Source organism: Streptomyces sp. PA03-5A (genome assembly GCF_033792725.1).
In the GTDB taxonomy this organism is placed as follows: domain Bacteria; phylum Actinomycetota; class Actinomycetes; order Streptomycetales; family Streptomycetaceae; genus Actinacidiphila.
Genome location: NZ_JARAVL010000009.1, coordinates 153,592 through 165,589 on the forward strand (window position 1 = coordinate 153,592; position 11,998 = coordinate 165,589).

The window sequence follows — 11,998 nt, forward strand, 5'->3', positions numbered from 1 at the left end:
CGGGGCGCGGGGGTCAGACCGGCTCGTGCACGGTGACCTCCGCGCCGGGGTTGAACCTCCGCAGGTGAGCGGCGAGTTCCTCACCGGCGGCCCGCAGGTCGGCCATCGGCATCGGATCCATCCGCTCCAGGAGGAAGAGCGCGTTGACCGACTTCTCGGTCAGCCGGGTACGGATCCCCTGCCGCCAGTTCCAGCGGCGGCAGGTGACGCCGGTCCCGTCGCGCCAGACGACCTCGCCGGGCTCGGGGTGCTCGACGGCGGGCTCACCGCCGGCCACGGTCTCGAACTTCTCGTCGCCGGTCGCCCGTACGAGGGTCATGCCGCCGTGGATGTGGTCGGTGTCCTCACCGCCGACGGGCACGAGGTGGGCGACGCTGATCGCGTTGTAGAGGTCCACCAGCCGGTTGATGCGGGGCAGCCCGCCTTCGGCGAGGGCGCGTTTGGCCAGCGCCTCCGCGGAGTTGCGGGTGCGCGAGGGCTTGGCGCCGAAGGCGGTGTACGCCGCGCGCCAGGCGGCCATGTGGGGGTCCTCGTGCGGGGCGCGGCCGCCGAGGCGCTCGGTCAGGCGGCAGGCCGCGTCGTCGAGGAGGGCCGCGCTCGCATCGTCGCTCGGCCCGTTGACCAGGCCGCGGGCCTCGACGGCGAGGTGGGCGAACCCCGGGGCCAGGGCGCGCACGGCGGGGTCGACGGTCAGGGTCAGGGGGGTGTGTGAGGTCATCGGTCTTCTTGGTCCGGTAGGTCGGTGGGCAGCAGCCGCCACAGATGCGGCCGGTCGACAGCCTGCCGCAGGGCGGTGAGCACGGCGGGCGGCGGGGTGGCGTGGAGACCGGGGTAGTCGCGTTCGCCGAGTCCGGGGCGGGGCACCCAGGCCAGCCGTTCCTCCCGGAGGGAGAACCGGGCGTCGACACCGGGCTTGTTGCCGCGCGGGTCCTGTCGGGCCCAGCGGTCGTGTCCGGGCAGCTTGAGGGCGATGAGCCCGTGGATCAGGGCGCCGGTGCCGTCGTCGTCGGCGAGCCGCTGGTAGCACAGCCCCGTGGGGATGCCCTCGGCGCGCAGCAGCGCGGTCAGGGCGTGGGCCTTGGCGTGGCAGATGCCGGTGCGCTGCTCCAGGACGTCGGAGGCGCGCCAGGTGACGCGCGGGTCCCCGGAGTCGGCGGAGTGCGGGATGGCGTCGCGAACGAAGGTGTAGGCCGCTTCGGCATAGTCATACGGATCGGGGGCTTCCGCCCGCAGCCGGGCGGCGGTCGCCCGGACCAGCGGGTGGCCGTGGTCGATCACCTCGTCCGCTGCGAGGTAGGCGGTCGCGTCCGCCGTCTGGGGTACCGGCTCCATGTGGCGGATACTAGGAATACGCGCAGCGATTCGGCAAATGGCTTTTCCGTAGGCAGCATACCTATGCAGCACGGGGGTGGCCGTCGTGGCCCGAGCACCCAGACGTCCCGCGAGAGCGGCGGTCCTGGTCGTGCTGGCGGTTTTCACCGTCTTCCTGGTCAGCCGGGGCTGCGGCGGCCCCGAGCGGACGCCCGGCGGGCCCTCCCCCTCCTCGACGGGTTCGGTGCCCGCCACCACCGCGGTCGCGCGCTCGCCCTTCACCGGACTGCCCGGACGCACCCGCGGCCCGGTCCTCGCGGTGAAGATCGACAACGTCGGGCCCGCCCGCCCGCACACCGGGCTGGACCGGGCCGACCTCGTCTACGTGGAGCAGGTGGAGTCCGGTCTCACCCGTCTGCTCGCCGTCTTCTCCTCCCAACTGCCCGAACGGGTCGGCCCGGTGCGCAGCGCCCGCGAGTCGGACCTGGAACTGCTCCGCCAGTTCGGCCGCCCCGCCCTCGCCTTCTCCGGGGCGCAGTCCAGGTTGCTGCCGGTGGTGGCGGCGGCGCCGGTGCACGACGTCTCCCCCGCCCACGCCCCCGGTGCCTACGTGCGCGACGGCTCGCGCCCCGCCCCGCACAACCTGTACGCCACTCCGGAGCGGCTGCTCGCCGCGGCCCCGGACGCCTCGGCCGCCCGGGACATAGGCTTCCGCTTCGGTGCCGCACCGCCCGGCGGCACCCCCGAGCGCGACCGCACCGTGCACTACCCGAACGGCTCGGTGGGCCTGCACTGGTCGGCCGACGGCGACCGCTGGCTGATCTCGTTCGACGGCGACCCGGCCACCACCACCGACGGCGGCAGGCTGGGCGCGCCGACGGTGGTCGTGCAGTACGTCACGGTCCGTTCCTCCGGCTTCCAGGACCGGTGGGGGAACACCTCCCCGTACAGCGAGACCGTGGGCACCGGGCGCGCGGTGGTGCTGCGCGACGGCAAGGCGTACGACGCCCGGTGGTCACGGCCCGACGCGGCCGGGGGCACGCACTTCACCACGCCCGACGGGCAGCCGGTGAGCTTCGCCCGCGGCCAGGTCTGGATCGTGCTGGCGCCGCTGCCCGGGTGAGCTCACGCTATGGCGCCGTCCGCCGCGGGGGGATCGGGGGCACCCGGCGCGGCCAGCGCGGAGGCCAGGTCGTCGTGGACGGTGAAGACCCGGATCGTCCGGGTGAGCCGCAACAGCCGCAGCACGCAGGGACTGTCGCCGACGATGCCGAACCGGCCACCGCGGTCGAGGGTCCGCTTCCGCGCCCGGATGAGCACCGACAGACCACTGCAGTCGATGAAGCTCACTCCGCGCAGGTCCACCACGACGTCGGGCCGCGGCCCGCCGGTGACCGCGTCCAGACGCGCGGCCGCCCGCACGCCGGCGCACAGGTCGAGCTCCCCCGTCAGTTCCACCACGGTCGTGCCGCCGACCGTCCACTGCCGCACCCCGAAGTCACGCTCGTCGTCGAACATGCCCGGCCCCCCGACTGCCGCTTCCTGCTGGGCCCTTGACACGACGTGTGCGCCGCGCGCGGCGAACGCACCGCGCACACGGTCGCGTGTACGGAATACCCCCCTGCCGTACCGGGAGTCAACACATCGGACTAAACAGACAGGACGACCAGGTCCCGGGAGGTCTGGTTGAGCCGTTCCCCGCCCTCGGGCGTGCAGACGGCGATGTCCTCGATGCGGGCGCCGAAACGGTCCGGGAGGTAGATCCCGGGTTCGACGGAGAAGGCCATGCCCGGCTCCAGCAGACGGGAGCTGCCCGCGACGATGTACGGCTCCTCGTGCGTCTCCAGACCGATGCCGTGCCCGGTGCGGTGGATGAAGTGCTCGCCGTAGCCGGCCGCGGCGATGATGTCCCGCCCGATCGCGTCGAGTTCCTCCGCGGTGATGCCGGGGCGGACGGCATCGGTCTGGGCGTGCTGCGCGCGCCGCAGCACCTCGTACATCTCGCGGAACTCGGCGGACGGTTCACCGACCGCGTAGGTGCGCGTGGAGTCGGAGCAGTAGCCCTCGTGCGTGGTGCCGCCGATGTCGACGACGACCGGGTCACCGGCCCGGATCACCCGGTCGGAGACCTCGTGGTGGGGGCTGGCGCCGTTCGGGCCCGAGGCGATGATGACGAAGTCGACGGTGGTGTGCCCCGCCTCGATGACGGCGTCGGCGACGTCCCGGGCGACCTCGCGCTCGGTGCGCCCGGCCCTGAGCCACTCCCCGATGCGGCGGTGCACCCGGTCGATGGCGCCCGCGGCCCGGCGCAGCGCCTCGGTCTCCGCCGGCGACTTGCGCATCCGCAGTTCGCGCAGCACGTCGCCGGCCAGGCTCTGCTCGGCGCCGGGGAGGGCCGTGCGGAAGGCGAGCACCTTCTCGGCCCACATGTGGTTGTCGACGGCGACCCGCGCGGTCCCCCGCGGCAGCCGGCCGGCGACCAGGGCGTACGGGTCCTCGGTCTCGCCCCAGCCGACGACGTCGACGCCGAGCGCGCCCAGCGGGGAGGCCTCGGCACCGGGCTTCTCCAGGTGGGGCACGACGAGGAAGGGGTCGCCGAGCACCGGCAGCGCCAGGCACACCAGGCGCTCGGTGAGGTGGGCGTGGTAGCCGGTGAGGTAGCGCAGATCGGGGCCCGGTGAGACGAGCAGCGCGTCGAGTCCCGCGTCGGCGGCGGCCTTGCGGGCGAGTTCGAGTCGCTCCGGGGGGTACAGGGATGCGGCAGAGTCGGTCACGACTCTTACCGTAGACGCCCCTGGCACCCACCGCAGTCCCTTGCGTCGGCGCAGGTCGTAGGCTGGGGCCGATGGACCACCAGACCACCCCCGGGGCGCTCCGCGCGCTCGCCGCCCGGCTGCGCGCCCTTCCGCCGTCCTGCGGGCCGGTGCGGCTCGTCGCCGTGGACGGGCACGCCGGATCCGGCAAGACGACCTTCGCCGCCGCGCTGGCGTCCGCACTGGACGGTGCTCCCGTCGTCCACCTCGACGATCTGGCCACGCACGAGGAGTTGTTCGAGTGGACCGGGCGGCTGCGCGAGCAGGTGCTGGAGCCGCTGCGCCGCGGTGACACCGCCCGGCCCGCGAAGTACGACTGGGTGGCCCGGCGGTTCGCGACGACCCTGGAGGTGCCGGCGGCCCCCGTGGTCCTGCTGGAGGGGGTGGGCGTGGGCCGCCGCGCGCTGCGTCCCCGGCTGGCGAGCCTGCTCTGGCTGGAGGTCTCCCGGGACACGGCACGGGAGCGCGGCGAGCTCCGCGACGGCCCCGCCCTGACCGCGTTCTGGGCCGGCTGGATGCGGGCGCAGGACGCGCACTTCGCCGCCGACCCCTCCCGGCCGTTCGCGGACCTGCTGGTCCACCAGCGTCCGGACGGCTACGAGGTACGGGAGCAGCACACGGAGACCCCGCTCGCCAACACCCTCCGTCACTGACCGTGACCGCGTGCAGCCGGTGCGCTGCACCCGCCCCGCGACCGCCGGAGCGACGCCCCGAGGTGGCTTGACCCGGGAGCCGCACAGGACTTACGTTCTCAATGCGCGGTCATCGTCGACCGCACCTCATGCGCGAAGCCCCCGGTTGTTCCCCCGTGACCGGGGGCTTCGTTCTGCCTACAGCCGGTGATCCGGCCCCGTACGGCGGCGGATCGCTCACCCACCGTCACCACCCGCGTCGCTCTACGGCCCACCAGGCCCGCACGGGTACCATGCCAACGGGTGCGCCACCCCGCGAAGGCGGTGCTCACCTGGCACCAACTCCCGCTTCGCGTAACCTGGTTGGAGCGGCGTACGGCGGGCGGCACCGGGGGGAACGGGCTGGTGGGGACCTGATGGACTTCGGCACAGAGCATTCCGGCGCCCCCTCCGACCTCGCCTGGGTGCGGGCCGTCGACGCCTACACCATGGGCGCCTACACCCAGGCCGAGGAGGAGTTCCGCGTGGCGGTCCGCCTCGACCCCGGCATGGCGGACGCCTGGCTCGGGCTGCACGCGCTGCGGGCGGACACCTCCACGGCGCTGCTGCAGATGTACCGGCACCGCGACCGTTTCGGCGAGCAGCGCAGCGCGCACCGCCGCTCCATGAACTCCTGGTACTGGCTGGGCTGGTGGGTGCAGCCGGTGCTGGAGACCCGCCGCGACCTGCTGCTGGCGCACGCCTCCCACTGGCTCGACGGCCGCCACATCGCGGAGCTGGACCGGGCCCTGGCCGAGTGCCCACCGATCGACACCGATCCGCACGTCCGTTTCCTGCACGCCTGCCGGGCCTATCTGGTCAAGGACTGGGACCAGTTGGTGCGCCACACCGAACCGCTCCTCGGCGACCAGGTCCTGGGCATCGAGGCCGGTCTGTTCGGCGGCATGGCCCGGGTCCGGCTGGAGCTGTACGGGCAGGCCGAGCCGCTGCTGGCGACGGCCCTGATGCGCTGCCGCAGCGAACAGCCGCAGCGCAAGGAACTCCGCTACTGGCTGGCCCGCGCGTACGAGGGCACGGGCCGCACGGCGGCCGCGCTCCCCCTGTACCGGGCGGTGCACCGGGTCGACCCGGCGTTCATGGACACCGCGGCCCGGCTCGCCGCGATCGACGAGTCCGACGGCCTCACCGACGGGACGGCCGACCTGGCCCCGGTCACGCTGCAGGGCTACGGTCAGACCGGGCCCGACACGCTGCCGCCCGACCCCGATCCGCTCGACGCCCGGGCGGGGGCGGCCGCCATGCCCGGTGGCCTCGGAGCGGGCTCGGTGCTGGACGACCCGCTGGGCGCGGTCGGCCCGATCGACGACGACATCCGGGAGAAGGCGATCCTGCCGGTCTCCCCCGTCCCGCCGCAGGTCCCGGTCGCGGCCCCGGACCCGGTGCTGCTCTCCCAGGCCCTGGCCGAACTCGACCGCATGGTGGGCCTGGAGCCGGTCAAGCGCCAAGTGCGGGCGCTGTCGGCACAGTTGCGGATGGCGCGGCTGCGGGCGGGACAGGGTCTGCCGGTGCAGCCGCCCAAGCGGCACTTCGTCTTCTCGGGCCCGTCCGGCACCGGCAAGACCACGGTGGCGCGCATCCTCGGCCGGGTGTTCTACGCCCTCGGACTGCTGGGCGGCGACCATCTGGTCGAGGCGCAACGCGCGGATCTCGTGGGCGAGTTCCTGGGTCAGACCGCCGTCAAGGCCAACGAGCTGATCGACTCCGCGCTCGGCGGGGTGCTGTTCGTCGACGAGGCGTACGCGCTGTCCAACTCCGGCTACAGCAAGGGCGACGCCTACGGCGACGAGGCGCTGCAGGTCCTGCTCAAGCGCGCGGAGGACAACCGCGACCGTCTGGTCGTCATCCTGGCCGGCTACCCCGAGGGCATGGACCGCCTGCTCGCGGCCAACCCCGGCCTCGGCTCGCGCTTCACCACCCGGGTCGACTTCCCCAGTTACCGGCCGCACGAGCTGACCAGCATCGGCGAGGTCCTCGCCGCCGACAACGGGGACCGCTGGGACGGCGAGGCCCTGGAGGAGCTGCTCGCCATCAGCGGCCACGTCGTCGAGCAGGGCTGGATCGACGAACTGGGCAACGGCCGCTTCCTGCGCACCCTGTACGAGAAGAGCTGCGCCTACCGCGACCTGCGGCTGTCCGGCTACGTGGGACAGCCGTCCCGGGACGACCTGTCCACGCTGCGGCTGCCCGACCTCATGCAGGCCTACGGCGAGGTGCTGTCGGGCCGCGGGCCCGGGCTGACGCCGCCCGAGCCGCTGGAGTGAACGACGCGAGAGGGGCCCGGGCGCATGCGCCCGGGCCCCTCTCGCGTGGGTCCTCGTGTCAGCTCGCCATCACACGCGACGGCCGGGCGGCCTCTCCGGTCTCCTGGGCGGCCGCGGTGTCGCCGGTCTGCGCAGGCTCCGGGACCTCCCGGTGCGCCGGGTCACGGACCTCGCCGACCAGCATCTCCAGCACGTCCTCCAGGGCGACCAGACCCAGCACGCGCCCGCCGGAGTCCGCGACCGACGCCAGGTGGGACGCGGCCCGCCGCATCTGGGTGAGCGCGTCGTCCAGCGGCAGCTCCGCGCGGAGGGTGGCCATCGGCCGCCACAGCCGCGCCGGGACGGGCCGGCCGGTGTCCTCCAGGTCGAGGACGTCCTTCACGTGGAGGTAGCCGAGGTAGGCGCCCTCCGGTCCGGCCACCGGGAAGCGCGAGTAGCCGGTGCGTACGGTCAGCTCCTCGACCTCGGCGGGGGTGACGGACGCGTCGACCGTCACCAGCTCCGCCGGGGACAGCAGGACGTCCGTGACCGGGCGGGTGCCCAGCTCCAGCGCGTCCTCCAGGCGTTCCTGGGCGTCGTCGTCGAGGAGTCCGGCCTGCCGGGCGTCCTCGACGAGCACGGTCAGCTCCTCGCTGGTGAAGACCGCGTCGATCTCGTCCTTGGGCTCGACCCGGAACAGCCGCAGCACGAGCTTGGCGCACCAGCCGAGCACCGCGATAACCGGCCGGAACAGCCGGGCGAAGCCGACGAGTCCGGGGCTGAGCCACAGCGCGGTCTTCTCGGGCGCGGCCATCGCCAGGTTCTTGGGGACCATCTCGCCGATGACGAGGTGGAGGAAGACCACGACGGCGAGCGCGATGACGTAGCCGAGCGGGTGGATCAGCCCCTCGGGCAGGTGGATCGCCTCGAAGAGCGGCTCCAGCATGTGGGCGACGGTCGGCTCGGCGACCGCACCCAGCGTCAGGGAGCAGACCGTGATGCCGAACTGGGCCGCCGCCATCATCTGCGGCAGGTTCTCCAGCCCGTGCAGGACCGTACGGGCCCGCCGCTGCGTGCCGGCGAGCGGCTCGATCTGGCTGCGCCGTACGGAGACCAGGGCGAACTCGGCGCCGACGAAGAAGCCGTTGCCCAGCACCAGCAGGCCGGCGAAGAACAGCTGCAGGAAGCTCATCGCCCGCCCTCCTGCCCGTCCTCGGGCTCCTCGAACCCGACGCGTACCAGGCGGACCCTTTCGGCACGGTGGTGCGCAACCTCGCGCACCCGCAGCTCCCAGCCGGGCAGCAGTGCGGTGTCCCCCGGCTCGGGAATGCGTTCGAGGAGGTCGGCGACGAGGCCGGCCACCGTCTCGTACGGCCCCTCGGGGGCCTCGAGCCCTATGCGCTCCAGCAGGTCGACCCGGCAGCCGCCGTCGGCGTCCCAGGCGGGGTTGCCGTTCTCCGCGGGGGCGGCCGCCAGCTCGGGCAGGTCGGCGCCGTCGTGCTCGTCGCGCACCTCGCCGACGAGCTCCTCGACGATGTCCTCCAGGGTGACGACGCCGGCGGTGCCGCCGTACTCGTCGACGACCACGGCGATCGGCTGCTCGCGGCGCAGCTGCTCCAGGAGCGGCTGCACCGGCAGCGTCTCCGGGACGAGCAGCGGGGCGACCGTGACCCGGCCGACCGGCGTGCGGTCGCGCAGGTGGGCCGGGACGGCGAGGGCGTCCTTCAGGCTCGCCATGCCGACGATGTCGTCCAGCCGCTCCCGGTAGACCGGGAAGCGCGACAGCCCGGTGGCCCGGGTCAGGTTGAGGACGTCGGCGGCGGTGGCGGTGTCCTGCAGGGCGCTGACCCGTACGCGCGGGGTCATCACGTTCTCCGCCGTGAGGTCGCCGAGGGAGATGGTGCGGACGAACAGGTCCGCGGTGTCCTGCTCGAGGGCCCCGGCACGGGCGGAGTGGCGGGCCAGCGAGACCAGCTCGGTGGGGGTGCGCGCGGAGGCCAGCTCCTCGGCGGGCTCCACGCCCAGCGCCCGCACCAGGCGGTTCGCGGCGGCGTTGAGGGCCTCGATGACCGGGCGGAACAGGGCGGAGAAGGCCCGCTGCGGCCCGGCCACGAAACGGGCCACCTCCAGCGGACGGGACACCGCCCAGTTCTTCGGGACGAGCTCGCCGATGACCATCTGGACGGCCGAGGCGAGGATCATGCCGATCACGACCGCGACGGCGGGCGCCGCGCCCTCGGGCACACCCACCGAGGTGAGCGGTCCGGCGAACAGGTCGGCGAGGGCGGGCTCGGCCAGCATGCCGACCACCAGTGAGGTGATCGTGATGCCGAGCTGGGTGCCCGAGAGCTGGAAGGACAGCTTGCGCAGCGCCTCCACGACGCTGCGGGCCCTGCGGTCACCCTCGGCGGCGGCGCGTTCGGCGGCCGGGCGTTCGACGGTCACCAGGCCGAATTCGGCGGCGACGAAGAAGCCGTTCGCGAGGATCAGGACGAAGGCTGCCGCGAGCAGCAGCAAGGGGGCGCTCATGCCGCCGCTCCCGTATGTCGGGGGGGAGAGGCGGCGCGGGTACTACCGGACGATCCGTCCATCGTGGATTGGGTGTCACTCCTCGGGTCGTTGCGAAGGTTCCAGAGTAATGAAGAAGCGGGCCGGGGCGGCAGGTCTAGTGCGCCGTCGGCTTGCCGGTACCGTACGCCTCCGCGAGGGCCCGCAGGGCGCGCGCGTCGCGCAACGCGCGGGCGCGTCCGATCCCCGGCTGGATGCCCATGGCGGCCAGGCTGGTGCCGTCGGCCAGGTCGAGGTACACCCACGGATCGCCGGGACGCAGGTTCACCCGGAGGACCTGCGCCCATTCCAGCCGGCGCCGGGTCGTCAGGTTGACGACGGTCACACCGTCGCGGTCGGCGGCCACCTTGGGCCGGCTGAGCAGCACGAGCACCCCGGCGATCAGCAGCCCGGTGAGCACGATCCAGATCCGGTCCGAGGTGTGCCAGGGCCGTGCGCCGTCCGCGGGGAGGAGCACGGCGATGACGACGAAGGCCGCGAGCAGCCCGGTGGCCAGGCCCAGCAGCACCGCGCGGGTGCGGGCGGGCCGGAAGGTGACGGGCAGCACGGGGAGTTCCACGGGCATGGCGTGCGGGGTGGGCGAGGTCACAGACGGCACGCGTGGATCCCGGTGGTGAGGATGGCCCGCGCGCCGAGGTCGTACAGCTCGTCCATGATCCGCTGGGCCTCGCGGCTGGGGACCATGGCGCGCACGGCGACCCAGCCCTCGTGGTGCAGCGGGGAGACGGTCGGCGACTCCAGGCCGGGCGTGAGGGCGATGGCCCGCTCGACGTGCTCGACGCGGATGTCGTAGTCCATCATCACGTAGCGGCGGGCCACCAGGACGCCCTGGAGGCGGCGCAGGAACTGCTGCACCTTCGGCTCGGCCGCCCCGTCCTCGCCGCCGGCGCCGGCCCGGCGGATGACGACCGCCTCGGAGTCGAGGATCGGCTCCCCGATGACCTCCAGGCCGGCGTTGCGCAGGGAGGTGCCCGTCTCGACGACGTCGGCGATGACGTCCGCCACACCGAGGTGGATGGAGGTCTCGACGGCGCCGTCGAGGCGGACCACCGAGGCCTCCACCGAGTGGTCGGCGAGGTGCTTCCGGACGATCTCCGGGTAGGAGGTGGCGACCGTCTTCCCGCCGAACTCCTTCACGTCGCTCACGCCGCCGGGTGTGGTGGCGTAGCGGAAGGTGGAGCGGGCGAAGCCGAGCTGCAGGATCTCCTCGGCGTTGGCACCCGAGTCCAGCAGCAGGTCGCGGCCGGTGATGCCGATGTCGAGGCGGCCCGAGCCGACGTAGATGGCGATGTCGCGCGGGCGCAGGTAGAAGAACTCGACGTCGTTCTCGCCGTCGACGAGGACGAGTTCCTTGGAGTCCTTGCGCTGGCGGTAGCCGGCCTCATGCAGCATCGCCGACGCAGGTCCGGACAGTGAACCCTTGTTGGGGACGGCGATGCGCAGCATGACAGCGTTCCTTTGCAGCTCGGATGTGGGTGGGACAGGGCTCGTGGGGCGGGTCCGGCCTGGGGCGATCCGCTCAGAGATGAGCGTAGACGTCGTCGAGGCCGATGCCCCGGGCGACCATCATCACCTGCAGGTGGTACAGCAGCTGGGAGATCTCCTCCGCGGTGCGGTCGGCGCCTTCGTACTCGGCTGCCATCCACACCTCGGCGGCCTCCTCGACCACCTTCTTGCCGATCGCATGCACTCCCTTGCCGACCAGTTCGGCGGTGCGGGAGCTGCTGGGGTCGCCGGTGGCGGCCTTGTGCTGGAGCTCGGCGAAGAGCTCCTCGAATGTCTTCTTGGCCATGGTGGTCCCCACCCTACGCGGAAGTCCCCTTACCTCACCGCCACGGCTCGGATACTGAACGCAGGACGGTCGCGGTGGCGATCGCGGCGGTGACGGCCTCGTGCCCCTTGTCCTCGTTCGAGCCGGGCAGTCCGGCCCGGTCCAGGGCCTGCTCCTCGGTGTCGCAGGTGAGCACGCCGAAGCCGATCGGCACGCCGGTGTCGACCGAGACCTGGGTCAGGCCCTGGGCGACGCCCTGGCAGACGTACTCGAAGTGCGGCGTACCGCCGCGGATGACGACGCCTAGGGCGACGACCGCGTCGTAGCCCCGGCTCGCCAGCACCTTGGCGGCGACCGGCAGTTCGAAGCTGCCGGGAACGCGCAGCAGGGTGGGCTCGTCGATGCCCAGGTCGCTCAGGGCGCGCAGGGCGCCGTCGACCAGCCCGTCCATCACCTGCTCGTGCCACTGCGCCGCGATCACGGCCACGCGCAGGTCACCGCAGTTCTTCACGGTCAGCTCGGGGGCGCCCTTACCGCTCACGTCCGTCTTCTCCTTGCTCGTTCTTGCTCTGGTCGTTCGGGTCGTTCTTGGTCGTACAGGTG

Annotated in this window: 13 protein-coding genes; 3 read left to right on the top strand and 10 right to left on the bottom strand. The window is 73.2% G+C overall.

What is annotated here, in order from left to right; all coding sequences use genetic code 11:
• Positions 1–13: 13 nt before the first annotated feature.
• A complete protein-coding gene (locus tag PV410_RS13645) occupies positions 14–718 on the bottom strand; it encodes a B3/B4 domain-containing protein (protein WP_500324374.1) in 705 nt (234 codons plus the stop codon).
• Positions 715–1,332 carry a transglutaminase-like domain-containing protein gene (locus tag PV410_RS13650; protein ID WP_500324375.1) on the bottom strand — a complete coding sequence of 206 codons (618 nt, stop codon included), beginning with the start codon at positions 1,330–1,332 and terminating at the stop codon, positions 715–717. Before PV410_RS13650 ends, PV410_RS13645 begins: the two co-directional genes overlap by 4 nt.
• 85 nt (positions 1,333–1,417) lie before the next feature.
• On the opposite strand from PV410_RS13650, the gene PV410_RS13655 reads away from it, so the two are divergent.
• Complete coding sequence (locus PV410_RS13655) at positions 1,418–2,434, top strand: DUF3048 domain-containing protein (protein ID WP_500324376.1); 1,017 nt, start codon at positions 1,418–1,420, stop codon at positions 2,432–2,434.
• 2 nt (positions 2,435–2,436) lie between these two features.
• On the opposite strand, the gene PV410_RS13660 is transcribed toward PV410_RS13655, so the two are convergent.
• Complete coding sequence (locus PV410_RS13660) at positions 2,437–2,829, bottom strand: STAS domain-containing protein (RefSeq protein WP_500324377.1); 393 nt, start codon at positions 2,827–2,829, stop codon at positions 2,437–2,439.
• 131 nt (positions 2,830–2,960) lie between these two features.
• A complete protein-coding gene (locus PV410_RS13665) occupies positions 2,961–4,085 on the bottom strand; it encodes a M24 family metallopeptidase (RefSeq protein WP_500324378.1) in 1,125 nt (374 codons plus the stop codon).
• Between the two features lie 71 nt (positions 4,086–4,156).
• Here PV410_RS13665 and PV410_RS13670 point away from each other — a divergent pair, with 71 nt between their 5' ends.
• Both PV410_RS13670 and PV410_RS13675 read left to right on the top strand, forming a co-directional pair.
• A complete protein-coding gene (locus PV410_RS13670) occupies positions 4,157–4,777 on the top strand; it encodes a uridine kinase family protein (protein WP_500324379.1) in 621 nt (206 codons plus the stop codon).
• 395 nt (positions 4,778–5,172) lie between these two features.
• Positions 5,173–7,077 carry an AAA family ATPase gene (locus tag PV410_RS13675; RefSeq protein ID WP_500324380.1) on the top strand — a complete coding sequence of 635 codons (1,905 nt, stop codon included), beginning with the start codon at positions 5,173–5,175 and terminating at the stop codon, positions 7,075–7,077.
• 58 nt (positions 7,078–7,135) lie between these two features.
• On the opposite strand, the gene PV410_RS13680 is transcribed toward PV410_RS13675, so the two are convergent.
• The 6 genes from PV410_RS13680 to ribH form a co-directional block, all read right to left on the bottom strand.
• Positions 7,136–8,248 carry a hemolysin family protein gene (locus tag PV410_RS13680; protein WP_500324381.1) on the bottom strand — a complete coding sequence of 371 codons (1,113 nt, stop codon included), beginning with the start codon at positions 8,246–8,248 and terminating at the stop codon, positions 7,136–7,138.
• Positions 8,245–9,585 carry a hemolysin family protein gene (locus PV410_RS13685; protein ID WP_500324382.1) on the bottom strand — a complete coding sequence of 447 codons (1,341 nt, stop codon included), beginning with the start codon at positions 9,583–9,585 and terminating at the stop codon, positions 8,245–8,247. The genes PV410_RS13680 and PV410_RS13685 overlap by 4 nt, the downstream gene beginning before the upstream one ends.
• Positions 9,586–9,721: 136 nt before the next feature.
• On the bottom strand, positions 9,722–10,213 hold the full coding sequence (locus PV410_RS13690) for a PH domain-containing protein (RefSeq protein WP_500324496.1): 492 nt from the start codon (positions 10,211–10,213) through the stop codon (positions 9,722–9,724).
• Positions 10,210–11,070, bottom strand: coding sequence for an ATP phosphoribosyltransferase (hisG, locus tag PV410_RS13695; RefSeq protein WP_500324383.1), 861 nt, complete (start codon positions 11,068–11,070; stop codon positions 10,210–10,212). Before hisG ends, PV410_RS13690 begins: the two co-directional genes overlap by 4 nt.
• A gap of 73 nt (positions 11,071–11,143) precedes the next feature.
• On the bottom strand, positions 11,144–11,416 hold the full coding sequence (locus PV410_RS13700; RefSeq protein ID WP_499510735.1) for a phosphoribosyl-ATP diphosphatase: 273 nt from the start codon (positions 11,414–11,416) through the stop codon (positions 11,144–11,146).
• Positions 11,417–11,450: 34 nt separating this feature from the next.
• Positions 11,451–11,936, bottom strand: coding sequence for a 6,7-dimethyl-8-ribityllumazine synthase (gene ribH / locus PV410_RS13705; protein WP_499510736.1), 486 nt, complete (start codon positions 11,934–11,936; stop codon positions 11,451–11,453).
• Between the last annotated feature and the right edge of the window lie 62 nt (positions 11,937–11,998).